Below are 23,118 nucleotides of genomic sequence, written 5' to 3'. Positions count from 1 at the left end.
CGCCTCGTCCGCTTCGACCCGCTCGCTGACCACGGCGGCGATCCGCCGCCCCGGCGGGAAGCCGGCGAGGGCCCCCGTCCACCTCTCGCCCCGCACCTCCTGACTCTCCTCCCCGGCCGGGAACCGGAAGGCGAACGGGAGGCGCGGGTCGTCGTGGAGTCGGCGGCGGAGGGAGGTGGCCCCGACGCCGTGCCGCCGGTGTTCGTGCCCGGGAGTGAGCACCCCGGCAGGCGGAGAGCAGGGGGCGGCCGACGGTCTCCAGCGGTCGGGGGCCGTCTCGGGGGAGGGGAACGCGGCGGCCGCGGCCCCCGGTCACAGCAGGCCGATTCGCCCGTGCGACCGGCGGCGTCCGCCTCCGTGGAGGCGCTGCCGGAGGAGGCGGAAGGCCCGCCGCCCCACCGGCGGGCTCGGGCGCCAGGACGGCCGATCACGTCGGTCGCCGGTTGGGCGAGGGCTGCCGCGGTCGCGGCGCCGAGGCGGACGCGGGCGCGTACGTCGCAGCGGGTGACCATGGGAGGGGGGAGACCTGTTCGACGCGCCGGAAGGCATGTGCGGCAGTCGTACCCGCGCAGCCTCACGTCCGGGACCTCAGGACGTCGACCTCGCAGCCCGGCGCGAAGGGGTCGAAGCCGTGCTCGATCAGCCAGCGCACCGCCAGCAGGCTGCGCAAGGACCACCACGCGCGGATCACGTCGAGGTCGACGCCGGTGCCGTAGCCGGCGAGGACGTCGTCGAGGCGTTCCTCGTGTCCGAGCGTGAAGGTGGCGAGGTCGTACAGGGCGTCGCCCCGGCCCGCCTCGGACCAGTCGATGATGCCCGTCACCTCGTCCCCGTCGAGGAAGACGTGCGCGATCTGCAGGTCGCCGTGCGTGAACGCCGGAGTCCACGGCCGGAACGCGGCCTCGGCGACCCGGCGGTTTCGGGTGACCAGGTCGGCGGGCAGGAGGCCGTTCGTCACGAGCAGCGCGCACTCGGTGTCGAGTTCCGCCGTCAGCGCGTCGGCGCTCCGCCCGGCCCGGCCGGAGCGGGGCGGCAACGGCGCGTCGTGCAGCTTCCGGATGGCGGCGCCCGCCGCGGCCCACGCCGCCGACGACCCGGTCGACGGCCCGCCGAGGCGCCCGAGCGTCGTCCCCGGGAGCGCGGCGATCGCGAGCACGGGCGGCTCGCGCCACAGGACCTCCGGGGTCGGGACCGGGGCGCGGGACATCGCCTCGACCTCGGCGTCGACCCGCGCCCGATCGGCGTCCACCTTCAAGAACACGTCGCCGACGCGCAGGGTCGCACGCTCGGAATGGGCGACGACGACCTCGACCTCATCCATGGGCGACCAGTGTTCCCGAGGCGATCGCCGATGTCTCCTGACCTGTCGTACGCGGTGACCCGGCCGACCGGTCCCACCGCCCGGCTTCTCGACCAGGCCGAGTCCACCACTCCTGCCAGGAGTCCTGAGCCGAACTCCACCGGTGCAGGGTCTGCACGGCACCGGTGCGGGCCGCCCGGTCGGAACGTGGCCGCCGGGACAGCCGCCGGCTTCTCCGGAGACGGGCTGTCGCAGGAGGACCGCGCCCCCGCCGGAACCGACACCGGCGGCGCTCTCCTCGTCCCGCACGCTGTCGACGCCGACCACGACGCCGTACCCCGGCCGATGGCCCGCTTCCGCTTCCTCCGTACCCGTCACGTCGTCCGATGGCTCGACGCGCCGTACGACCTCTCGCCCGACCGACCCCCTTGCTCACGGGTGCCCGGTTCGCCGTCGAGCCGGTCGGGGGGAGTCACGGGGCGCGTGATCCGGTGTCAGCGCACGCGCAGGCCGAGGATGGCGAAGTCGTCGGTGGGCGCTTGGCGGCCGTGCGCGACGATCTCCTGCTCCAGGAGGCGTACGGTCGCGTCGGCCGAGGCTCCCGGGGTGCGCGCGAGAACCGCCCGCACGCCCGCCTCGCCGAGCATGACGTCGTCCGAGCGGTGCTCGGTGACGCCGTCGGTGTAGAAGAGCAGCAGATCGCCGGGTTCCAGATCGTGGCGAACGGTTCGCAGACGGGGCTCGTCCACCACTCCGAGGAGGGTGCCCGGGTGCCCCACGGGAACGACGGTCCCGTCGTTCCGGCGCAGCAGTGGATGCGGGTGACCTCCCAGGGCCAGGGCGAGGCGCATCCCGGAGCCGTCCGCGCGCAGGGTCGCGCAGGCCGTGGTGCAGAAGCGGCGAGTGGGCGAGGGCTCGTCGAGGAGGGCGGCGTTGACGGCGTGCAGGAGGGCGGCGGGGTCGGTGGTGTCCCGTCCCGTCGCGCGGACGGTGTGGCGGACGAGACCGGTGAGTGCCGCGGCCTGCGGACCCTTGCCGGCCACGTCGCCGACGGTGACGGTCCAGATCCGCGGGCCACTGAGGAACACGTCGTAGAAGTCCCCGCCCACCAGGGTGTCCTTCTGGCCGGGACGGTGACGGGCGGACAATTCGAGGCCCGGTACGTCGGGCAGGACGCGGGGCAGCAGGCTCTCCTGGAGCCTGCGCGCCACCTCCGTCTGCTCGGCGTGGTGGTGGGCGTTCTCGATCGCCGGGGTCGCGCGGCGGGAGAGCTCGCGGGCGAGGCGGACGTCCTCCTCGGTGAAGGGAGAGCGCCCGGGGGCGGTCCTCACCAGGACCACGGCCCCGATCGCGGTGCCGGACCGGGCCACGGGGACGGTCAGCCACGAGTCCGCGGATGAGGGGCGGCGCCGGGTACGGCCGTCTTCGCCGATGTGCGGGGAGGGGTTCAGGGCGCGGGCGACGTCCGTGCCCCGTTCGTGGCGTCCGGTGCGGATGACGGCGCCGACTCCGCCCTTGGCGCGCGGGTGCGGGGGAGACGCCTCGGTCAGGTCGCGCAGTTCCCGCCGTCGGCCCGGGTCGCGATGGGCCAGAGCGGCCAGTACGGGATGGCCGGCGTCGTCTGCGAGGTAGAGGAGGCAGCCGTCGGCCAGGCCCGGCACGACGGAGTTCGTGATGGCGTCGAAGGTCGCCTCGCGGTCGAGCGAGGCCCCCAGTAGGGCACCCGCGTCCGCCAGGATCCGCAGCCGCTCCCGGGCGCTCCCGTCGCCGCCCGTGCCCTCGCCGTCGGACCGCGGCCCCGTGCGTTCCGGAGTCCGTGCGCACCGGTCGGTGCGCGACACCAGCATCAGGCGGTCGTTCCCCAGCCGGAAGGCCCGGTACTCGTGGTCCGTCCCGTGGTGGGCGCCCTTCCGGGCCGGCGTGAACACGCCGTGCTCCGGCAGGCCGGTGTTCAGCACGTCCAGGCAGGCGGCGAGCACCCCGTCGCCGACCGTCCGCGTCCGGGACCACAGGGTGCCGCACGGGTCTCCGGCCGACGCCGCTTCGGGCGCGTGGTCGGTCCGGGCGGCCGCGTTCGCGTATTCCAGACACAGGTCGACGGCCCGGCCGTCGGCGTCCCGTACCGCCAGCGAGATGGAGACGGCGTCCGGCAGTAACTCGAACGCCTCGGCCAGGAGCGCGTCCGCGGACCTGCCCCCAGGGGTGTCCGCGTGGCCGTCTTCGGCTCCGGACGCTGCCGTCGTCACGCTTTCGTCCCCAGTTCCCGCCCGCGGACCGCCAGGCAATAGTTGTCGTGCGACAAGTATTTCATGGACGGGGCCGAACGAGGCGGAAAGGAGAGATGTTCGTCCGCTTCCCCGTCTCCGCCCCGACGCGACCGAATCCGGCCGTGCGGAGGGCCGTGGCGGATGCCGGAAACGATCAGGACGCTTCGGGCGGGCATAGAGGGGGTCTTGCGGGGAAAGCGGGAGGGAATCGTCCTCGATCCCGCACCTGCCTATGAACGACGACCCGGACCAGGCCTCCGGCCTCTCGGCCGACGAAGAGGCTGCCGCCGCGATGCTGGAGTTGTGGGAGGAGCTGGAACTGCGGCGGGAGCCCGTGGGTCTCGCCTACCGGACACTGGTCCTGCTGGAACAACTCGGCCGACTGACCCCGGGGAGGCTGGCGCGGCTCCTCTCCGTACCGGCCGCCTCGCTGAGCCGCGTGACCGCCAAGCTCGCACAAGCAGGGCTGGTGGTCAGCGCCCCGGCGCCGGGTGACGGACGGGGCAAGATCGTCACCGCCACGCGTTCCGGCCGGCGGCTGCTCGCCGAGATGCGGGCCGAACGGCTGGCCGAGCCGTCACCCCTCCTGGCGGAGCACGCCGAGGACGAAGCCGTACGGGCCGGACTCGACGGCCTGCTCGCCGCCCTGCGGAGGTCGCTGCGCGACCGCGCCGGGGGCCACTGACCCCCAGGGCCCGGCTTCGCCCTCCGCGCGGACCTCCCACCACGTACCTGCCCGCCCGCCGCCGGTCGCACGGCCGCGATACTTGTCATTTGACAAGTATCTGCCCGAGGAACGAATCTGTCGCAGCATCACGAGGCCCGCGGACGGCCTCCGGCATCTCCTCGGAAGGAAGGAACCGTGTCCCGATCGGCACAGCCGTCGGCTTCAGGCCGACTCCGTGACGTCGGCGCCCCTCTCCTCGCGGGGGGACCCGGCAACGGCAGCGGTCCGGATCCCGGACAGCCCCCGCACCAGAACGGCCTGCTCGGTCGGGGTCATCTTCCCCAGCAATTCGCGCAGGACTTCTTCACGGCGGGAACGGAACGCCCTGAGGTAGCTCGCCCCCCTGCGTGAGAGGCGCAGCTCCAGCTCACGGCGATCGGACGGGTTGTGACCACGGTCGATGAAGCCCACCGCCCGCAGGCGGTCGCACATGCGGCTGACCGACGACGGCATGGAGTCCAGCTTCTCGGCCAGGGTGCGCAGATTCACCACGCCCTCGCGCTCCAGCACGTACAGCACGCGCACCTGAGAAGAGGACAACGGGGCCGTCGACACCGTCTCCCCCTGGGACCACAGCACTTCGAGCAGTTCCAGGACCTCGAGCGCCACGCCGGCGGCAGAACCCTCCGCACCGTTGCGCCGCGACGTTCCCTCCGGTCGCCAAGACACGAGAGATCCCCTTTCGCACCCGTTCTGAGACTAGGCGGTAACCGGACAATGGACAGATTCATCGCGGTCGAACGCGCCCTGCGGACCGCCACGCCCGACGCCCTCCTCCCGTCCCTGGAGGAAGGTCTGGTCACGCAATACGGTGCCGTGGGCGTCACCCTGCTCATGGCCGACTACGCGACGACCATACTGCAACCGGTCACGGCTCTCCCCCATACGAGGGAACCCGTCGCCGTCCACGACAGCGCCCCGGGCCGGGCCTTCAACTGGCAGTCGCCCCACGTCGAGGACGCCGAAGGGAACGGCCCGGTCACCGTGCACCTGCCGGTGAGCGTGCGAGGAGACCGCATCGGAGTCCTGAGCCTGCTCCTTCCCGAATGGCGTGAAGGTTCCGACACCGCCCGTGAGCTGACACAGATCGCCGAGGTGCTCGGACACGAGATCATCGTCGGCGAACGCGACACCGACCTCTACCTCCAGGCCCGGCGGGCCGACCGCCTCACGCTCGCCGCCGAAATGCAGTGGCAGCTCCTCCCCGGCCGTTCGTGCAGCCGTCCGGAATACGACATCGGCGCACAGCTCGAACCCGCCTACGCGATTTACGGCGACAACTTCGACTGGTCGACATCGACCCATGACCTCACCCTGACCGTGACCAACGGAATGGGCGAGGGCATCGACGCGGCCCTGCTGACCAACCTCGCGGTCAACGCCCTGCGCAACGCCCGGCGGGCCGGCCTCTCCCTGACCGACCAGGCCTACCTCGCCGACCAGGCGATCTACGGCCAGCACCGGGGCTCCCAGCACCTGGCGGCCCTGCTGCTGCGCTTCGACCTCGCCACCGGTGCGACGGAGATCGTGGACGCCGGATCGCCGAAGATGTGGCTCGTACGGCGCGGCAAGGTCAGGCAGATCGAGCTGGACGCCCAGCTGCCCCTCGGCATGTTCGAGGACACCGTCTACACGGCTGAGCACTTCCGGACCGAGCCGGGCGACCGCCTCGTCTTCGTCAGTGACGGCGTCTACGACGTCACCTCGCCGTCAGGGGAGCGGTACAGCGAACGAGCCCTGGCCCGGGCCCTGACCGGCACCCGGCTCCTGCCCGCCTCCCAGGTCCCCCGCGCCGTCCTCCAGGAACTCGCCGGCCACCGCGGCATGATCGACGCCGACGATGACGCCATGGTCGTCTGCCTCGACTGGCGCGGAAGACCGTCGGGCTGACTGATCGTTTCAGAATGAGGTTCGTAGGCGTCGCAGGCAGATGATGCTGCGAGCGAGTTGGAGTCGGCCGAGGGAAGGGTGCGTACGCCCGCCTTGATGGGGGCGTTGAGGGAGAAGACGGACTTCCTCGGCTGGTCGGGCAGGCTCTCCGCGTGCTCCCCCGATGTGCGACGAGGGTTCGGGAGGACAGTCCGCGCGAGGCGGGGTACGGTCGATAGGCGCGTATCGGATGCATCGGTAATCGCGTTCTCGAACTGCGCTGTAGAAACCCGTTGGCCGGGCGATATCGCACGGTGGGCGATCTGGTTCCCGGCTGCGGGTGGAACATCTCGTTTGCGCGGGATCTCCATGATCCGTACTTGGTGTGGACGTGGGAAATGCCGGAAGGGCACGTCGGTGAAAAGGCCGCTCCTCCGGTGCGGGAGGAGTGAGCGTGACCTCTCCGTTCGAAGGTGCGCCTCGTTCCGGTCGGGATTCCGGAACGGAGGCAGTCCTCTCTCTTTCCGGTTCCGAACCGGTGGACCGTCCCGTTCGGCCGGCCGCTTCTCGGGCCTGGTTCCTCGCGGGGGCGCTCACCGCATCAGCGTGGGGCGTCGTACCTCCTGTCTGGCCTGAATCGGCTTCCCACGTCCTGGACGCACTGACCGGCCCGTACCTCCCGGCCGCCGGAGGCTTCCGCGTCGTCACAGCCTTCGACCCCCGGGGCGCCGGCGAAACGATCGCCGCGCTCCTCCTCGTCATGGTCGCCGCCTGGCTGGCCCGCGGACCCATCGCCCGGTACGGCGCCCTCGCCGCGGAGGGTCCGCCGCGCCGGGGCCCGGTCGCCGCGGCCGCCGTCCTCGGTGTCATCGCCGGCATCGTGGTGCTCGTTCTCCGCCGACTCCACCCGGGTCCTCACCCGGCTGATCGGCCTCCGGCTCGTCTTCCTGGGCCTGGCCAGGACCGCCCCCGACCCGGCAGGGCGCTCGGGCCCACACGAGAAAACCGACGCCACCCGACCCGGAGGGCCCGGTGATCCGACCCCAGGGCCGTACCCCCACGCGCACGACCGGCCCCGTCAGATGTCCGGGCCCCGCCCGGCGGCCGCCCCGGTTCCGAAACGGAGAGCGAACATGCACCTGGCCTACGACTTTCCGCTGCTCAGCGTCTTCTGGAGCATGTTCTGGTTCTTCCTGTGGATCCTGTGGTTCGTGCTGCTCTTCAGGATCATCACGGACATCTTCCGCGACCACGACATGAACGGATGGGCCAAGGCCGGCTGGCTGGCCTTCGTCGTTCTCCTCCCGTTCCTCGGGATCCTGGTGTACGTGATCGCCCGCGGCAGGGACATGGGCCGCCGCGAGATCGCCCAGGCACGCGCCCAGCAGCAGGAATTCGACTCCTACATCCGCGAGACCGCCTCCGGCTCCGCCCGTTCCGGCAGCGTCGACGAACTGGCCCGGCTGTCCGAGCTGCGATCGAAGGGAGACATCACGGATGAGGAGTTCCGCCGCGCGAAGACCCTGATCCTGGCCAACGGCCCGCCCGCCGCGGCCTCGCAGTCGTCACGGCCCACCGCCGGCCGCTGAACCCACTACAGACCGCTCACCGCGGTGAACGGTCTTCGGAAAGGGACCGTCCCACCGTACCGGCGTTCGCCTCCTTCCCGCAGCCGCAGCGACCACTGCCGGGAAGGAGGCCCGAGGAGGAGCGACGCCCCCGTTCTCACTTCACGAAGCGAGGTATCCCCATGACCACCACGCACTCCACCGGCTCCGCCCGCCAGACGTGGGCGGGAGGACTCACCGTCTTCGCCGCCGTCATGCTCGGCATCACCGGCCTCGTCGGCGTCTTCCGGGGGATCATGGCGATCGCCGAGGACGACGTCTTCCTCACGACGCCGAACTACGTCTTCGAGTTCGACCTGACGTCGTGGGGCTGGATCCACCTCGTCCTCGGCATCGTCGCCCTCCTGGTGAGCTTCGGGCTGTACGCGACGGCCACGTGGGCACGCGTCGCCGGAGTGGGCATCGCGGCACTCGTCATCATCGCGAACTTCCTGTCGATGCCCTACTATCCCGCCTGGTCGATCCTCATGATCGCCATGTCCGCGGTCGTCATCTGGGCCCTGTGCACGGTCAGGCGGGACGGCACCGCCCTGCGCTGACTCCAAGCACCCGCCTTGCCGCCCCGGCCCCGTGGCGGGCTGCGGCCGCTACGGCCGGGGCTCTTCCCGGACGTTCTGCAGGAAGGTCTCCACACCTGAAAATCAGTTCTCGTTCGCGGTGGTCCCGACGTGAGTCGAGTCGCTGGACAAACCAGATGGAGGAGTGCGGGGATGGGTGGCGCCACGGAAAAGATCAAGGGAAAAATCAAGGAGATCACCGGAAAGGCCTTCGGTGATCGAAGACTGGAGACCGAAGGGAAGACCGACCAGGCGAGAGCGAAGGCTCAGGAAACCCTCGAAGAGGCCCGTGAGCGCGCCCGCGGTGTGAGGGATTCATTCAAGCGGAAGCGCTCCCGAGGGGGATCGGAACGGAGGGGATGATGCCGTCCGGCCTGCCGCCGAAGGGCGTGAGCGCGCACTTCGCCTCTGATCCGGTCAAACGGGGTGCCCCCAGCGGGACCGTTCGTGTCGCCTCCCGGGCGACGCGGATCGCCTGGCGGACGCGGAACGGAATCCGGCGGTTCCGGACAGTGCGAAGAGCCGGGCAGCCGTCGATCTCCGGAGCGGCGTGCCCTTCTTCTCCGAAACCCGGTCGCGCAGCGCCCTCGAAGGGGTCGGCACCAGCGAGAAGCTCGCACAAGAGGCACCGGACGCGAACGATTCGGTACGACCCGACGGACCGCGTGCGTCGAGGTCGCCGGACCCGGCAGAGAGGATCCGAGCCGGCCTGTGCGGGGAGACGCGGCTGCGGTCGGCCTCCGCGCGCCTTCGGCCCGTGTACGTGCGCAGGAGGCCGGAACGGCCCGTGAGGCCGAGAGCCTGATCTTCTGGAAGGACTGCCGGACGGGAACGGCGGGTTCACCGGTCCGGCGCCGGCGAAGGTGCTCGTACCGGTGGCGCCGCGCGCGGCGAAGCCGTCGGCACCGATCACCCGGGGCGTCCTCCCCGGTGACGGAACGGCACTCGGCGGGGCTCGCGGAGCCGTGTGACGGCACGGATCCACGGCTGGTGCTGCCTGCGAGGTCCTCCGGTCCGGTCCACCGGCTCCTCCACGCTGCTTCCACCTGGCCGGTCGGACGAGCGGTGCGCCGCCGATCCCCCCCAGCGCCCCTCAGGACCTGCTCGCGGAAGGGCCTGGCGGCACCCGCGCGCGGGACGCGCCGGACCTCGCATCCGCGTGCGGAGCGCCCCCATCGGCCGTGCCTGCTGCGGCACGACCGTTGGCTCTCCGTGCATCAGCGGCCGCGCAGCAGGAGCAGGGCGGTGTCGTCCGTGCGGATGTGCCGGAGGCCCGTGTGGTGAAGGAGGCTCTCGGCCAGGTCGTCCAGCGGCCGGCCGGCGTTCCGGGTGAGGTGGTGGGCGAGGGCGGCGATGGAGTCGGTGATGTCGGTGCCGGGGGTTTCCACGAGGCCGTCGGTGTAGAGGGCGAGGAGGGCTTTCGGCGGCAGCGGGACGGCGGTGACGGGGTAGTCGGCCTCGGTGCACGGGTGGATGCCGAGGAGGGGGCCGGGCTCCGCCTGGAGCGCGACGGTGTGCGGTACGGGGTCGTGGCTGTGGAGGAGCGGGGGCAGGTGTCCCGCGCTGGCCAGGTGGAGGCGCCGTCCGGCCAGGTCGATGTGGAGGTACAGGCAGGAGACGAACAGGTCGGTCTCGAGGTCCATCAAGACGCGGTTGGTACGGGCCAGGACGTCGCCGGGCGCCGCTCCTGCGGTGGCGTGGACGGCGGTGCGGACCTGGCCCATGAGGGCCGCGGCCTTGATGTTGTGGCCCTGTACGTCTCCGATGACGGCGGCGGCCGCGGTGTCGCCGAGACGGATCAGGTCGTAGAAGTCGCCGCCGACGTCGACGCCGTGGGCGGCCGGCAGGTAGCGGGCGGCGACGTCGAGGAGGGGGACGCGGGGCAGGGCGGCCGGCAGGAGGGCCTGTTGCAGCCCGTGGGCGAGGTCGTGCTTGGCGTCGTACAGCAGGGCACGGTCCATGGCCTGGGCGATGAGCCCGGCCAGTGACACCAGGACGGCGCGGTCGCCCGCGCCGAAGAGGCGGGGGCGGTCGTAGGACAGGATGCAGCAGCCGACGCGGCGGTCGGAGACGAGCAGGGGAAGGAACGCCCAGGCCTGTTTGCCGCTGAGCGCGGGCGCCCGCGGATGGGCGCGGGACATCTCGGCGGGGCTGGCGTAGAAGGCCGGGACGCCGCTGCGCAGGACGTGGCCGGCGGGGGTGACTTCGGTGTCCAGGGGCAGGCCGTCCAGGCGGGCGACGGTGCGCGGGTCGTAGCCGCGGTGCCCGGTGATCCTCAGGCGGCCGGCGTCGGCGGCGGAGACGACCATGCCCTGTGCCCCGAAGGCGGGCAGGATCTGGTCGGCCACCGTGTCGACGACGTCGGCCACGGTGACGGTCTGGCTCAGGGCGGCCGCCAGGTGGATCAGCTGGTGGATCCGCCCCGTACCGGCCCTCCCCGGCGGGTTCTCCTGCGCCGCGGTGACGCGGGGCGGCGAAGTGCCGGCCGCCGGCTCGCGGGTCCTGGGGGAGAGGAAGGCGCTGATGCCGCTCTCACCCGGGTAGAGCCGGATGTCGAGCCAGCGGTCGCCCGGGCCCGGCGCGGTGTAGGCGACGGGCTCGCGGCCGAAGACGGCGGCGCGGTAGTGGTCCTCGTGGACCGGGGCGTCGAGCCAGGGCACGGACTGCCACGGCAGGGTGCCGAGAAGATCGTCGGCGTTGCGTCCGAGCAGCCGGGCGGCGGCGTCGTTGAGGTAGGTGATGCGGCCCTGCAGGTCGAAGCCGAGGGCGCCTGCGGGCAACCGCTGCAACAGGTCGTCGGCGGCGAGTCCGGTCTGCGCCGGGTCCGGTTCCGGCCGGAGCGGAAGCACGGCGCGCGGCTCCTCCGGAACGCTCCAGGCGCCCGGCGCCCGGTCCAGCACCCGGGTGATCCGGTTGGCGCTGGACAGGACGTGACCACGTTCGCGACGGGTCAGCGAAGGCGGGTGGTCGTGGGTCCACACCAGCGCCAGGGCTCCCCACCGGCGGGCTCCCCGCAGGGGGGCGAAGCCCAGCGCGAACTGGTACGGCAGCCCGGCCGCCGCGTTCGGGTACAGGCGGGCCATGTCCTCCTGCCGCCCCACCCACACGAGGCGGTCCTCCCGCACCGCCTCGGACAACGGGCCCGCGGCCGAGACCGAGACCCTCCACCACGGTGCCACCGTCCTCGGGGGCAGGCCGCATATTGCCATCAGACCCAGCACCGGCTCGTCCGGGGACAACAGGTACACGCCCGCCGCCACCGCCCCCGTGCGCTGCACCGTGCCGCTGAGCATCTGCTCCATGGACGCCCAGCCGTCGAACGTGGTCCCTTCGACACCCACACCCATGACATTAAGACGTCGAAGGGCAAAGGGCCTGATGGCAGAGAAATGAGAACGTCCGGGGGATCGTCGTGAGTACGGGCGCGGCCCCGGCAAGCGGTGAACGCGTCGCACGGCCCCGCCTTCCTCGGGTGCCGACCGGCCATGCGCCTTTCCCCGCCGCACCACGCGGTCCCTGACGTCGGCGCCGCTCACGCCGGTGACGAAAGGGGCTGCGGACCCTGTCGTCCCGCCGGTCGGTACGCACGACTCATGGGAGCGGCCGGAAGGGGCCGTCTGAGCTTCGCCCGACGCGTGTCGTCGACTGATGAGCGGTACGCACGTCTCGACAGCGTCTCCGATGACGGCTTCCACCGCCCCCGGGAAGTCCCGCCCCGAGCCGCACCTGCAGCTCGTCCAAACGCACCCGGCGAGCTGCGGATACGAGTGGGCCGACAGGCGTCCGACCCGGCCGCCGCATGGTCGGCGCCTTCCGCGGGGGCGTCTCCAGCCTTCTCCGTCCGTGGCCCCGGACTCAGGGGCCGTCGGTGGTGACGGCGGCGGGATCGCACGTTCGCAATCCCGTGACGTGGTTGCCCTCCGTCCCGTAGCCGGAGAAGGCCGCCCGGCCGCCGGGTTCGATCACGCGGCACGGGGCCCACTGGCCGTTCGTGTACGTGACCGTGACGGAGACGGTGTCGCCGCACCCGTTGTGCACGTCGGTGTAGCGCCAGCCCTGGAAGTGCTCCACGCACTCCGGAGCCGGTGAGCCGGTGGCCGCCCCGGCGGCCGGGGCGGCGGCCGGGGACATCAGGAGACCCGCCGCGGTCACGGGGACGAGAAAGCGGGGACGCGCTCTGCGTGTCGTGTGGTGTGCCATGCCTCGCATCCTCGGTGCGCGGGGACCGTGATGCAATTTTCTGCAAAGCTTTTCAGTCAAGATCCCCTTCCGTGTGCATTCAACCAGCTCAACCGCGATTGACAGGATTGAAAGAGTTTTCATCCTCTTCCTGTGGGCGTTCGGCGACAGGGCGTGGAGGCCGGGGGAGACCGAATCGCTCCGCTCCCCGGCCGCACGGGTGCGGACGGGGGCCGAGGAGGTCGGTGACGTGCGGGGGAGGTGGGACGGCGGCGATGACGTGGACCATGTGACGTCCCGGCACCTGCAGGTGCCACCCGTCGAGTCGGACGGCTTCTTCCGGGTCGTCCCGCCGACCGGTGAAGATGGCGGAGACGTGGGGTCCGGTGAGGCGAAGGGGCGGTCGTCCGGACACCCTGGGCGACCGCCCCTGTCCCGCGTTTCACGACGTGCTGCCGTGTCAGCCGTTCGAGGCTTGTGCGACGGCGGGATGGTGGTCGACGCCGATCAGGCGCGGGACGCGTCGGGCGGTCTCCGGGTGCCGGTGATGCGCGGCCCGTCCTGCTCGGCGGTCGGGTACGGGTGGGCGAAGGCGTTGACGCCGCCGGAGTCCGTAGAGGTCACGCCCGCCAGGTCCGCCACGACCCATGACGGCGGTTCCGCATCGTCCTGGAGCGCCGTGACGTCGGTCGGGGCGTCCTCGGCGGTGTGGTCGATCTCCCCTCGCGGGGACACGACGCGGATGCCGCCGACTCCGCGGTGGGCCGCGGACGGCCGTTCGGCGCGGTCCTTCTCCTCGTTGCCGGTCGTGCGTCTCCTCGACCGCGCTCCGGCTTGCCCGCGTCCGGGCGTGCACGGGCGATCGGGCCCCGCCCGGCCGGGCCCGACCGGGCCCGGCCGCCCCCGGACGGCCCCACGGACGATCCCGGCGAAGCCGAGTGGGCATCAGCGGAGCGGGTAGGCGCGTCGCGTGAACGTGGAGGAGGACGGACACCGTGGAACTCGATGCCGGTTATGACGATGCTGCCAAGCTCCCTTCGGAAGGGCACCTGGCGCGGGCCGACTACACGCTGGAGGGCGGTGGCAACCGCATCGCGGCCGCCCGGCGCCATGCCGGGGTCTTCCTGGACCGGATGCGCACCGAGTACGGCCTGCCGATCTCGCAGCGGGTGCGGGACCTGACCGAACTGGTCGTCAGCGAACTGGTCACCAACGCCCACAAGTACGCCCTGGGGCCCCTCCTGATGCAGCTGCGCATCGGTGCCGACGGCGTGGACGTCGTGGTGTGGGACAGCGACCCGGCTGTTCCGACGGTACGCGCCGCGGACCCCGGAAGGGTGGGCCAGCACGGTCTGGAGATCATCAAGAGGGTCGCCGAGAGGTTGTTCGTCGAACGGGAGCCGGTCGGCAAGCGCATCACCGCGCGTATCGCCCTGACCCAGGTGCCCGACCCGGCGTAAGGGCCCGGCCCGGCGGCCCTCCTCGCGCGGGTCTCCGTCCCGGCCGTCCTCGAAGTCCTACGGATACGTGCGGGCGCCGCTCTCCCCGGTCCGGGTGTTGTTCCGGCGGACGTCCCGGTCCCCGGCGCCGGGACGGGCCCGGCGGGGATCCCGGCCACGCCCGGACGGTTGTTCGAAGGCTCCTACAGGCCGACGGCCAGGGGATCGTCGGTCAGGGCGATGGTGGCGGTGATCCTTTTGCCGAGGGGCGTGCGGTGGACGGCGAAGCCGTGGGCGAGCTTGATGACGATTTCCAGCCCGTGCCGACCGACGCGGGTGGGATCGGGCGGAAGGATCACCGGCGGGGTGGGATTGCCGTCCCACACGCTCACCTCTACCGCGCCCTTCTCGACGTCTAGGGCCAGCACGCTGGGGCCGGGGGCGTACTTGCTGGCGTTGGTCATCAGCTCGCTGACCACCAACTGCACGATGTCCATCGCCGTCTCGTCGACCGGCAGGCCGTGGACGGCCTGGACATCGGTGAGGAAGCGGCAGGCGAGGTCGCGGGCGGCCGCGGTGCCCGCACTGCCCTCGAACGCTCCGGACACCGAAACGGCCCCACCCCGATCCGGACGTCGGTCCGCGCGGTTACCGATGTGCTCCACTGCCAGCCCCATTCTCACGTCCCATAAGACCGAAGCCCCCTTACCCTCGATATCCGCTTCCACGCATACGGAACCCGTGGAGAACGGCGAACGGCCGTCCGTCGTGGCCGCACCCGGGCCCGCCGCGAACCAGCCCGCTCCTCCCACCGCTGTCGTACGCCGGGCGGCCGGGGACACCTGCCCGATCCGTCACCGTCCGCTCCGGCCGGCGAGAACGGGACCGCACGGGCCCCTCCCGGCCCGGGCCTTCGCAGCGTGACCGCCCCGTCGCGGTTGCCGCCCTGCACATCATCCCCCGGCCCTGGGCCGCTGCTGCCGAAGAGGGGGTGCTTCCAGCGGCGGGCGCTCGGGAGGCCGACCGCTTCGCGCCCCTGCCGCACGGGGCGAAGATCACGTTAGGATCGGTCGCATGCCGCCGACGACGACCGACGTGGAGCGCTTCGAGGCCGCCCGCCCCCGCCTGGAGGCGATCGCCTACCGGATGCTGGGTTCGTCGGCGGAGGCCGAGGACCTCGTGCAGGAGACGTACCTGCGCTGGCAGGCGGCCGACATCGGGCGGATCGAGGTCCTCGACGCCTGGCTGACCAAGGTGCTCACCAACCTCTGCCTCAACCAGCTCGCTTCGGCCCGCGTCCGCCGCGAGGCCTACGTCGGCCAGTGGCTGCCCGAGCCCCTGCTCGAAGGCGACCCGATGCTCGGCCCGGCCGACACGGCCGAACAGCGCGAATCGGTTTCGTACGCCGTGCTGACGCTGCTGGAGCGGCTGACGCCCAACGAGCGCGCGGTGTACGTCCTGAAGGAAGCCTTCGCGTACGGGCATCGCGAGATCGCCGAGGCCCTCGACATCAACGAGGCCGCGAGCCAGCAGATCCTCTCGCGGGCCAGGAAGCGCGTCGCCGGGGGCAAGGCGCGCACCGAGGTCGACGAGGCCGCGGCGAAACGGATCGTCGAGGAATTCCTGGCCGCCGCGACCAGCGGGCGGACCGAGCCGCTGGTGAGGCTGCTGACCTCCGATGCCGTCGCGGTCGGTGACGGCGGCGGGAAGGTTCCGGCGAAGGCCACGCCGTTCGAGGGCGCTCTCGCGGTGGCGAAGTTCCTGCGCGGACTGTTCAAGCCGGCCGAGAGCAAGCGCCGTATGCTCGGCGGCGCCGCCCCGGAGGTCTACGCGACGACGGCAAACGGCTCCCCGGCCCTCGTCTTCGTGGTCGAAGGGCGGGTCTTCGGGATCATGTGCCTGGAGTACGGCGAGGAGGGCATCGTCGCGGTCCGCAGTCAGGTCAACCCGGACAAGCTGGAGCGGGCCACTGCGCTCTGGGCGTCGACCGGGCGGGGAGAACCGCTGGTCATGACCGGCTGGTAGGCACCCGTCCGCCGGTGTGGCGCGGGTCACGTCCGGCTCTTGTCAGGAATCCGAAGGCTGTCCGGTTCAAGGGGCGTGACCGCGAAAGAGCGGACCCGGAAGGCGGCCGGACCGCCTGAGAGCAGGAGCATGACCATGACTGCTGGAATCACCCGCAAGCACCGCGTCCTCGTCCTCGGCGCCGGTTATGCCGGAGCCTCCGCGGCAGGCCGTCTCGCCAAGCGTCTGCACCGCGACGACGTCGAGATCACCCTTGTCGACGCCGAAGAGGACTTCGTCGAGCGGGTCCGCAACCACCAGCTGGCCACCGGCCAGGAACTCGGGCACCGGCCCTTCGACGTGATGTTCGAGGGCAGCGGTGTACGGCTGAAGGTCGCGAAGGTGACCGCCCTCGAGGCGGACCGCAGGTCCGTACGGGTCGAGAGCGCCGCGGGCGAGGAGGAACTCGTGTACGACACCCTCCTCTACGCACTCGGAAGCCGCTGGAACGACAACGGCGTCCAGAACGCCGCCGAGTACGCCCACGAGATCTCGAGCCGGGCCGGTGCGCTGCGTCTGCGCTCGCACCTGGACTCCCTCGCGCCGGGCCGGAAGGTCCTGGTCGTCGGCGGCGGGCTCACCGGCATCGAGGCCGTCACCGAGATCGCGGAGTCCCGCCCGGACCTCGACGTCGCCCTTGCCGCACGCGGTGGGCTCGGTGACTGGCTGAGCCGGAAGGGCGCGGCACACGTGCGCAAGGTCTTCGGCGACCTCGGCATCACGGCACACGAGCACACCACGGTCACCGCCGTCGAAGCGGACCGGGTGAGGACCGCGGACGGCGAGGACATCGCGACCGATGCGACCGTGTGGACCACGGGCTTCGCGACCCATCCGATCGCCCGGGCCGGCGGCCTGCAGGTGACCGAGAGCGGTCAGATCGTGGTCGACGCCATGATGCGCTCGGTTTCGCACCCCGAGGTCTACGTGGGCGGCGACGCGGGCCGCGCGACGGGCGACGCCGGCAAGCCGCTGCGCATGAGCTGCGCCACGGGCACCCCGATGGCCTGGCAGGCCGTGGACGCCATCGCGGCGGAGCTGACGGGTCTGAAGCGGCCGAAGGTGCCGCTGCGTTACTTCAACCAGTGCATCTCGCTGGGCCGCAAGGACGGTCTGATCCAGTTCGTCACCGCCGACGACACCTCGAAGGAGCAGGTTCTGACCGGCCGGACGGCGGCGTTCTACAAGGAACTGGTCTGCAGGGCGGCGGCCTGGGCCGTGGCCAACCCGGGAGCCACCGTGCTCTCGCGCGGGCGGCGGGTGGTCGGCGAGCCGACCGCCACGACGGCCGCCTGACCCGAGGCGGAGACCGGGCGTTTCCCGCGCTCGTACGAAGTGGGGCGCTCCCTTCGCGTGCCGCCGGCCCGCGCCGTTGTCGACCTCGCGGGGAGCGACCGGCACGGAGCGGGCGGTCGAGGAGTGCCCCCAGGTCGCCGAGAAGGAGCGCGCTCGGGACGAGTAGGAGGTCCGCCGCCACGTCGGCCGGTACCGGCACGTCACCCTCGTCGTGCTCACCCGCGCTTTCCCGGCCGGGCTCGCCACCGCTGCGGTAAAGGCCGCGGAAACGACCCCGTGGGCATCGTCACCCCGCCGTGGCGGAGGTCCGAAGGCTCCCGGAACACCTCCCGCCCTCGACCAGGATCCGGCGCGGTCCCCGAGATCACGCACCGGACCCGTCCCACCGCGGCGACGACACCGGGCGCTCGCCCCGCACGGCGACCAGCGGCGGAGAACCGGCTCAGGACACCGTCCGCCGCCGGAGCACTAGAAGGCGTAGCGCACGCGCAGCCACGGCGTCCGTTCCGCGATCATGCCGGTCAGCGCCTCGACGGCCTCGTGCTTGACCGGGGTGCGGTAGCGGACGTTCAGGGCGCCGTTCTGCGACCTCTTGGGCTGCTGGAGATCCGGCTGCCACAGAACGTCCTCGGAGCGCGGGTGCCAGCCCAGGTTGACCCCGTGCAGGTCCTCGTTGTGGGTGAGCATGATGATCTCCGCCGCGGCCTGGTCCTTCACCCGCCGCGGGAGCACGTCGTCCATCATCCGCAACAGCTCGCTCCAGGCGTCCCGCCACCCGGGCCGGACGACCACCGGCGACAGGTTGAAGTGCACTTCGTACCCGGCGTCCAGGAAGTCGCCGGCGGCCTCCAGACGGTCGGGGACGGGGCTGGTGCGGATGTCGAGGAGCCGGGAGTCGTCCGGTGGCATGAGCGAGAAGCGGACCCGGGTGCGCCCGCGGGGGTCGAGCCGCAGCAGGTCGGGGTTGACGAACTTGGTCGCGAAGGACGCCTTGGCGGTGGGCCAGCGGCGGAAGGCTCGTACGAGGTCGGCGGTGTTGTCGCTGATCAGGTCGTCCACGGCGCAGTCGCCGTTCTCACCGACGTCGTACACCCACGCCCGTTCGTCGCACTGGTTGGGTTCCTTCTTCGGTCCGGTCGCGGCGATGTGCCGGCCGATCGCGGCCAGGACCCGTTCGACGTTGGTGAAGACGGTGATGGGGTTGGCGAACCCCTTGCGGCGCGGCACGTAGCAGTACGCGCAGGCCATGGCACAGCCGTTGGACAGTCCGGGAGCGATCCAATCGGCGGAGCGGCCGTTGGGGCGGACGGTGAGGGAGGAGCGCTCGCCGAGGACGAGCGTCTCCCGCTTCACCCGCACCCAGCGCTCGACGTTCCCCCCGTTGCCGTGCAGGTGCGGGATGCGCCAGTGCGAGTCCGTCTCGACGAGCCGGGCGCCGGGGAACCGCGCGATGATCTGCCGCCCCCGCCAGGACGCCGCGGCACCCGGCTCCGCGTGGATCTCCGTCACCCGCAGCAGCCGCGCCGCCCCGGGCCCGTCCCGGAACGCCCGCCCTTCGCCCGCCCCGGTCGGCGCGGACGCGGCGACGAGCTCCTCCACCCCGAACAGCCCCTCGGCCTGCCTGCCCGGTTCCCGAGGCCGCCGTCCCATACCCGCTCCGCTGCCGATTCCGATGCCTTTGCCCGATTCTACGTTCCCCCGCGCTCATCCCTCCCGGTCGGACGCCGGCCACACGTAGGGAAGATCGTCCGCCACGCCGGGAAAGAGGTCCCGGTAGTGCGCCGGGTCCTTGCGCACGAGCGCCGAACGGTGACTGCGGTGGAACGCCGGGTCGCCGAGCCACGGCGGCACCTCACCCGCCCGCGCGAGCTCGTCCTGCCCGCGCACCGTGCCCGACGGCCGCCAGGCGCGGTAGTCGTCCAGCAGGGTCACCGCGCAGGTGTCGGCCCGCCCCTGCCCGATCCACGCACCGCAGACGTCCAGGCCGTACCGCACCAGCGCCTCCTCGTATCCGGCCCACATCCGTACCGCGGGATGCCGCCGCCACCCGTACGTCGGCACGGTCAGTCCCCGGAACACCTGCAGCGCCTCGACGCGCTGCTTGCCCAGCCGCCTCGGGTCCAGCACGGCGGCGGAGTCGGAGAAACTCTCGTACGGAAGAAAGGTCTGCATACGTGCCTGTTCCCCGCTCCCGGCCCCGCTTCCCGACCCGGTGAGGGGAACTCACGCGTCTGCCCCAATTCGGAGAGGAACTCGAATCCGGTAAGGGAGCCGTCCCGCGGCGGACGAGGCCGGGGGCAGGACCGACCGGGTCAAGGGCGAGGCGCGCGAGGCCGCGGGCAAGGGGGAGGAGCGGGCCGAGAACGTCAAGGAATTCCTTCGAAGCCGACGGAAGCCCTGACTTCCCGCACCTCCCGCCGGGCCGTCGTCGCCCCCGCCTCCGTGGGGACGGGGCCTGTCCGGAGTGGTCGGTCCTGTGGTGATCGAGGTGGCCCCCGGTCCATCGACGTGCGGATTCTGCTGCGGGTGCCGGTCGGAGGCCTCGTCCTCCGGCGGCGAGGCCGCTGAGACGGTTCGGTGGATCAGCCGTGAGACGGCGACGCCCACTGCCAGGAGAGGAGGCGAGTGCGAGGAGGTTGCCGCGAACGAACCGCTGCCCCCGCACGGCAAGGGTCCGAAGGTACCGCCGACCCGACCTCCCCGCACCCCCTCGCAGAAGAAGCCCGTCGCTCCCCTCGCGCCGCGGTCGTCGAGGAAGCCCGTCATCACCGGGCTGCCCCTCCCGGCCCCGCCAGGCCCGCGCGCAGACCCGTCGGCCGCGCATGACCGCAAGGGCCCGACGGGCCGCGAACCGGACGCTCACCACCTGCCCGTGGACCGGGGCGCGGGCCGTCACCGAAGTCACCTGGACGGTCCGCGCCCAGGGCCACAGCCACCCGGACGACGGCCGGTTCGGGGTCGTCGTCCTTCTTCCCGTCGGCGACGCCGTCGCCGACGGGGGCCGCCGCGTAGGGGTCGTCCCGTTCACCGAAAGCCCCCGCGGCGCGGAACACGGCGGTCTGGTCCGTGAACCGCACCGGCAAGCACCGCGTCTTCCGCTTCGAGCGGTATCGGCCGCGTTCCGAGGGGGGCGGTCGGCCACGGGTCATGTGGCTCCCGCACCCGTGTCACGACGAGAACTTCGGGGGTCGCCCGCATGAGAGCCAGAAGGTTCGCCTTGGTCTACGGACTGCTGCTGTTCCTGCTGTGCTGCGTGGTGGGGTACGAGCTGAACGACTTCCGTCCCAGCGTGCCGTGGGCCGTCGGCGGCGCCGTGGCCGCTGCCGTGCTGGTCGTCGCCATCCGGCGGGGGACCACACCCGGACCCTGACACACTCCGCCGGGCCCGTCTGCGGGCCACCTCAGCCGGCCCGGCCCGGTCGGCCGTTGCCGACGTGGTCAGCAGGCGGCCGGAGGCCACGAGGAGCTCCACCCGGCGATCCATCGACGCGTCGCGCCCGGTACCGCGCCTGCGCCACGGTGCGTGGGGCGACGACAGCGCATACGGGGCGGCCGCGAGACGGACGCGGGCCACGACGGCGGTCGCATTGATCGTGACCTCGCTGGTGGTCGGGACCGTGGCTGTGGGCGTCCTCGGCGTATCGCTGTTCGTCGGCCTCGTGCAGGCTCTCGGTCGGTGGCCGTTCCACCGGACCGTTGTCCACGGCGAGAGCCGCCGGCTCCGCGATCCGGCACTCTCGTCCGTCGGCGGAGCCTGGCCGTCGGTCGGGTGCAGGACTCGCACCGGGTCGCGCCCGGACAAAGCCAGGGACGCAACTGCGCCACAGGGCTGGACGCCCCGGAAGCCGACCGCGCGCGGTCGGACGCCGTCCCGGGGCACTCACAGGCGCCGTCCGGGGCCATCCCACATCCGTACCGGATCGTACGGGGAACCACGGGGAACGAGTGCCGTTGTCGGGCTCTGCGGTGTCGATCGGGTCCCGCGGCGTCTGTGCGGGTCGGCCCCGGGCTCGTTCTCCCGGTCCCGTGAAGCGGGGGCCGTCGGTTCGAACCCGACAGAGGCTCCGGGCGGGATACTCGAAGAGCCCGGCCGCTCTCGGCCGGGGGTGGAAGAACCAGTGGGTTTCGGTGACGCGGCCAGTCCGATTCCCGGCCCGGAGGCCGCTGCCTCCGGCCTCTCGAAGCTCAAGAGGAACTCCGAACGTGGGCGAAGGCGCGTCGAAGCGGCGGTGTCGCCGCGATCATGCGGACGACGGCCGTCTGACGGAACGGTACGCGAGACGGAGGGGGACACGGAATGACACGGACGTTCCGGCGCGGAGGCACGGGCGGGGCCGGCGGGGACCTGGACCTGTACCAGTACGCCTACCTCGCCGGCGGTGGTCTGCGGGTCGCGGAGAGCGCTGTCGTGTCCCTCACGGAGCGCGGGACGCTGTCCCTGGGTGCAGCCCGCCTGCGCGTCACCGGCGAGGAGCGTCCCGAACATCCGGTGGAGCTCGCCGTCGTCGTCGCCTGCCCGCGCAGCAAGCCGGTCCGGGAGGTCATCGAGTCCGTCGGACACTCCTCCGAAGTCGACGTGATCGCCCGTCGCCTCGTTTCCCTGGGCCTCGTGCGCCGCTGGCGACGCAAGCCCACCCGGGCCGGACGACGGCGTCTCGCGGACGCGGCCTCGGCGGGACAGGTGCCCGCGTACGCGCTTCGCGGCCCCGCCGCACTCGTTCCCGGCTCCGCCCGACGCGGGCCGCTCGACGTCCACCCTGCCCTCGGCGACCTCGGGCGCGCCCTGACCCGCATGGGCAAAGCCCTTGACGACGACCGTGGTCACGGCACGGACAGCAGCGCGGATGCAGGTGGATTCGGCGGTGGCGGCGGTGACTGGTAGCCGTGACCGGCCCCACCCGGCCGCCACGCCGGAGCTTGTCAGAGCGGGGTGATCACTGTTCTGCCGCACTTCGGCGAGGACGCCGCCCTGCTACCGGTCACCCGGACGCCGGTGCACCGGAGGGCCCTGCACGTCCTCGCCCCGGGCCGCCACTCCCCGCTTGGCGAGCTCGACCCGGTCGCCCCGGCGTCCGTCCGCCATCTGTCGCCACCCACGCGGAACCGAACGCAAACCACGCGGAGCAACCCCACGGCTGCTTCGTCAATGACGACAGAAGGTGTCGGGTTTACGGCCGACGATGGACGCATGCGCGAAACCCCGGAAGAACTCGACAAGCTCCAGTCCCTCCTCGACTCCTCCCTCTCCGGCTCCACCGCACACCTCCGTTCGATCGTGGAGGGCCGCACCGTCACGGCGGCTCAGCTCACCGGGGTGCTCACCGGCATGTGCACGCTCGCCCTCTCCACGGTGACCGCAAAGGGCGAGCCGCGGATCAGCGGCGCCGACGGGCACTTCCTGCACGGCCGGTGGCACTTCGGCACGGCGCGCAACGCCGCCAAGGCCCGCCATCTCGCGGCTCGTCCGGCTGCCAGCGTCGCGCACATGCGCGGCGAGGACCTCGGTGTGTTCGCCCACGGCACGGTGGAGGAACTGAACCCCGAGGACGCCGGGGCCACGGCCGACTGGCAGGAACTCCTGGCCTACTTGAAGGACTTCTACGGCGACGATGCCTTCGACTGGAACCGCGAGGTCGTCTACTACCGGCTGAACCCGCACTGGATGACCGTCTACGCCCCCGACCCCGACCAGCTCACCGGTGCGTGACGACGGCCTTGCCCGGGGCCCGCTGGTACAGCAGCGACCCGGGGCCGCCCCCCGCCCGACTGTCGGTGGAGGCTGGGAGGCCGGC

20 protein-coding genes are annotated in these 23,118 nt (G+C 72.2%); 11 read left to right on the top strand and 9 right to left on the bottom strand.

Annotated elements, in window-relative coordinates; all coding sequences use genetic code 11:
• Positions 1 to 574: 574 nt before the first annotated feature.
• Both ACIQD7_RS06765 and ACIQD7_RS06760 read right to left on the bottom strand, forming a co-directional pair.
• Positions 575 to 1,321 carry a phosphotransferase family protein gene (locus ACIQD7_RS06765; RefSeq protein WP_402440090.1) on the bottom strand — a complete coding sequence of 249 codons (747 nt, stop codon included), beginning with the start codon at positions 1,319 to 1,321 and terminating at the stop codon, positions 575 to 577.
• Positions 1,322 to 1,794: 473 nt separating this feature from the next.
• Positions 1,795 to 3,546, bottom strand: a complete 1,752-nt coding sequence (locus tag ACIQD7_RS06760) for a PP2C family protein-serine/threonine phosphatase (RefSeq protein WP_402440088.1) — start codon at positions 3,544 to 3,546, stop codon at positions 1,795 to 1,797.
• A gap of 253 nt (positions 3,547 to 3,799) precedes the next feature.
• Between ACIQD7_RS06760 and ACIQD7_RS06755 the strand changes: the two genes are divergently transcribed.
• Positions 3,800 to 4,252: a MarR family transcriptional regulator gene (locus ACIQD7_RS06755; protein WP_402440085.1), complete on the top strand. Its 453-nt coding sequence runs from the start codon at positions 3,800 to 3,802 to the stop codon at positions 4,250 to 4,252.
• A 204-nt stretch (positions 4,253 to 4,456) separates the two neighbouring features.
• Here ACIQD7_RS06755 and ACIQD7_RS06750 read toward each other — a convergent pair whose 3' ends face one another.
• On the bottom strand, positions 4,457 to 4,903 hold the full coding sequence (locus tag ACIQD7_RS06750; RefSeq protein ID WP_402440082.1) for a MarR family winged helix-turn-helix transcriptional regulator: 447 nt from the start codon (positions 4,901 to 4,903) through the stop codon (positions 4,457 to 4,459).
• Between the two features lie 108 nt (positions 4,904 to 5,011).
• Between ACIQD7_RS06750 and ACIQD7_RS06745 the strand changes: the two genes are divergently transcribed.
• From ACIQD7_RS06745 to ACIQD7_RS06730, 4 genes are all read left to right on the top strand, one after another.
• Positions 5,012 to 6,184 carry a PP2C family protein-serine/threonine phosphatase gene (locus ACIQD7_RS06745; protein ID WP_402440079.1) on the top strand — a complete coding sequence of 391 codons (1,173 nt, stop codon included), beginning with the start codon at positions 5,012 to 5,014 and terminating at the stop codon, positions 6,182 to 6,184.
• Between the two features lie 1,112 nt (positions 6,185 to 7,296).
• Positions 7,297 to 7,752 carry an SHOCT domain-containing protein gene (locus ACIQD7_RS06740; protein ID WP_402440077.1) on the top strand — a complete coding sequence of 152 codons (456 nt, stop codon included), beginning with the start codon at positions 7,297 to 7,299 and terminating at the stop codon, positions 7,750 to 7,752.
• A 161-nt stretch (positions 7,753 to 7,913) separates the two neighbouring features.
• Entirely contained in the window at positions 7,914 to 8,330 is a 417-nt protein-coding gene (locus ACIQD7_RS06735) for a hypothetical protein (protein WP_402440074.1), read from the top strand.
• Between the two features lie 171 nt (positions 8,331 to 8,501).
• The gene (locus ACIQD7_RS06730) at positions 8,502 to 8,711 is read left to right on the top strand and encodes a CsbD family protein (RefSeq protein ID WP_402440072.1); all 210 of its coding nucleotides are present in this window, start codon (positions 8,502 to 8,504) and stop codon (positions 8,709 to 8,711) included.
• Between the two features lie 854 nt (positions 8,712 to 9,565).
• Here the strand turns inward: ACIQD7_RS06730 and ACIQD7_RS06725 are convergent.
• The 3 genes from ACIQD7_RS06725 to ACIQD7_RS06715 form a co-directional block, all read right to left on the bottom strand.
• Entirely contained in the window at positions 9,566 to 11,695 is a 2,130-nt protein-coding gene (locus ACIQD7_RS06725) for a SpoIIE family protein phosphatase (protein WP_402440068.1), read from the bottom strand.
• Between the two features lie 508 nt (positions 11,696 to 12,203).
• Positions 12,204 to 12,500: an alpha-amylase gene (locus ACIQD7_RS06720; RefSeq protein ID WP_402440065.1), complete on the bottom strand. Its 297-nt coding sequence runs from the start codon at positions 12,498 to 12,500 to the stop codon at positions 12,204 to 12,206.
• Between the two features lie 534 nt (positions 12,501 to 13,034).
• Positions 13,035 to 13,262, bottom strand: a complete 228-nt coding sequence (locus tag ACIQD7_RS06715; protein WP_402440063.1) for a hypothetical protein — start codon at positions 13,260 to 13,262, stop codon at positions 13,035 to 13,037.
• Positions 13,263 to 13,522: 260 nt separating this feature from the next.
• Here ACIQD7_RS06715 and ACIQD7_RS06710 point away from each other — a divergent pair, with 260 nt between their 5' ends.
• A complete protein-coding gene (locus ACIQD7_RS06710; protein WP_402440060.1) occupies positions 13,523 to 13,987 on the top strand; it encodes an ATP-binding protein in 465 nt (154 codons plus the stop codon).
• A 182-nt stretch (positions 13,988 to 14,169) separates the two neighbouring features.
• On the opposite strand, the gene ACIQD7_RS06705 is transcribed toward ACIQD7_RS06710, so the two are convergent.
• Positions 14,170 to 14,574 (bottom strand): ATP-binding protein, encoded by a 405-nt coding sequence (locus ACIQD7_RS06705; RefSeq protein WP_402440057.1) that lies wholly within the window; start codon positions 14,572 to 14,574, stop codon positions 14,170 to 14,172.
• A gap of 466 nt (positions 14,575 to 15,040) precedes the next feature.
• Between ACIQD7_RS06705 and sigJ the strand changes: the two genes are divergently transcribed.
• On the top strand, positions 15,041 to 15,991 hold the full coding sequence (sigJ, locus tag ACIQD7_RS06700) for an RNA polymerase sigma factor SigJ (RefSeq protein ID WP_402440054.1): 951 nt from the start codon (positions 15,041 to 15,043) through the stop codon (positions 15,989 to 15,991).
• A gap of 135 nt (positions 15,992 to 16,126) precedes the next feature.
• Positions 16,127 to 17,326, top strand: coding sequence for an NAD(P)/FAD-dependent oxidoreductase (locus ACIQD7_RS06695; protein ID WP_402440051.1), 1,200 nt, complete (start codon positions 16,127 to 16,129; stop codon positions 17,324 to 17,326).
• Positions 17,327 to 17,794: 468 nt separating this feature from the next.
• Here the strand turns inward: ACIQD7_RS06695 and ACIQD7_RS06690 are convergent, their stop codons facing one another.
• Together ACIQD7_RS06690 and ACIQD7_RS06685 are read right to left on the bottom strand one after the other, a co-directional pair.
• Positions 17,795 to 18,976, bottom strand: coding sequence for a spore photoproduct lyase family protein (locus ACIQD7_RS06690; protein ID WP_402440049.1), 1,182 nt, complete (start codon positions 18,974 to 18,976; stop codon positions 17,795 to 17,797).
• 54 nt (positions 18,977 to 19,030) lie between these two features.
• The gene (locus tag ACIQD7_RS06685; RefSeq protein WP_402440046.1) at positions 19,031 to 19,498 is read right to left on the bottom strand and encodes an MSMEG_6728 family protein; all 468 of its coding nucleotides are present in this window, start codon (positions 19,496 to 19,498) and stop codon (positions 19,031 to 19,033) included.
• Between the two features lie 1,024 nt (positions 19,499 to 20,522).
• Between ACIQD7_RS06685 and ACIQD7_RS06680 the strand changes: the two genes are divergently transcribed.
• From ACIQD7_RS06680 to ACIQD7_RS06670, 3 genes are all read left to right on the top strand, one after another.
• Positions 20,523 to 20,696, top strand: a complete 174-nt coding sequence (locus ACIQD7_RS06680; RefSeq protein ID WP_402440043.1) for a hypothetical protein — start codon at positions 20,523 to 20,525, stop codon at positions 20,694 to 20,696.
• Between the two features lie 927 nt (positions 20,697 to 21,623).
• A complete protein-coding gene (locus ACIQD7_RS06675) occupies positions 21,624 to 22,208 on the top strand; it encodes a TIGR04222 domain-containing membrane protein (protein WP_402440040.1) in 585 nt (194 codons plus the stop codon).
• A 306-nt stretch (positions 22,209 to 22,514) separates the two neighbouring features.
• Positions 22,515 to 23,033, top strand: a complete 519-nt coding sequence (locus ACIQD7_RS06670; RefSeq protein ID WP_402440037.1) for a pyridoxamine 5'-phosphate oxidase family protein — start codon at positions 22,515 to 22,517, stop codon at positions 23,031 to 23,033.
• Positions 23,034 to 23,118: the final 85 nt, after the last annotated feature.

Source organism: Streptomyces sp. NPDC093071 (genome assembly GCF_044754545.1).
Lineage (GTDB): Bacteria > Actinomycetota > Actinomycetes > Streptomycetales > Streptomycetaceae > Streptomyces.
This window is presented reverse-complemented; position numbering and strand designations above follow the sequence as displayed.

What these genes read in the sequence shown, in the direction of transcription:
- ACIQD7_RS06690 (WP_402440049.1), bottom strand. Translation starts at nt 18,976, where the DNA reads ATGGGACGGCGGCCTCGGGAACCGGGCAGGCAGGCCGAGGGGCTGTTC.
- ACIQD7_RS06730 (WP_402440072.1), top strand. Translation starts at nt 8,502, where the DNA reads ATGGGTGGCGCCACGGAAAAGATCAAGGGAAAAATCAAGGAGATCACC.
- sigJ (WP_402440054.1), top strand. Translation starts at nt 15,041, where the DNA reads ATGCCGCCGACGACGACCGACGTGGAGCGCTTCGAGGCCGCCCGCCCC.
- ACIQD7_RS06735 (WP_402440074.1), top strand. Translation starts at nt 7,914, where the DNA reads ATGACCACCACGCACTCCACCGGCTCCGCCCGCCAGACGTGGGCGGGA.
- ACIQD7_RS06755 (WP_402440085.1), top strand. Translation starts at nt 3,800, where the DNA reads ATGAACGACGACCCGGACCAGGCCTCCGGCCTCTCGGCCGACGAAGAG.
- ACIQD7_RS06675 (WP_402440040.1), top strand. Translation starts at nt 21,624, where the DNA reads ATGACACGGACGTTCCGGCGCGGAGGCACGGGCGGGGCCGGCGGGGAC.
- ACIQD7_RS06680 (WP_402440043.1), top strand. Translation starts at nt 20,523, where the DNA reads ATGAGAGCCAGAAGGTTCGCCTTGGTCTACGGACTGCTGCTGTTCCTG.
- ACIQD7_RS06765 (WP_402440090.1), bottom strand. Translation starts at nt 1,321, where the DNA reads ATGGATGAGGTCGAGGTCGTCGTCGCCCATTCCGAGCGTGCGACCCTG.
- ACIQD7_RS06745 (WP_402440079.1), top strand. Translation starts at nt 5,012, where the DNA reads ATGGACAGATTCATCGCGGTCGAACGCGCCCTGCGGACCGCCACGCCC.
- ACIQD7_RS06695 (WP_402440051.1), top strand. Translation starts at nt 16,127, where the DNA reads ATGACTGCTGGAATCACCCGCAAGCACCGCGTCCTCGTCCTCGGCGCC.
- ACIQD7_RS06740 (WP_402440077.1), top strand. Translation starts at nt 7,297, where the DNA reads ATGCACCTGGCCTACGACTTTCCGCTGCTCAGCGTCTTCTGGAGCATG.
- ACIQD7_RS06670 (WP_402440037.1), top strand. Translation starts at nt 22,515, where the DNA reads ATGCGCGAAACCCCGGAAGAACTCGACAAGCTCCAGTCCCTCCTCGAC.
- ACIQD7_RS06725 (WP_402440068.1), bottom strand. Translation starts at nt 11,695, where the DNA reads ATGGGTGTGGGTGTCGAAGGGACCACGTTCGACGGCTGGGCGTCCATG.
- ACIQD7_RS06685 (WP_402440046.1), bottom strand. Translation starts at nt 19,498, where the DNA reads ATGCAGACCTTTCTTCCGTACGAGAGTTTCTCCGACTCCGCCGCCGTG.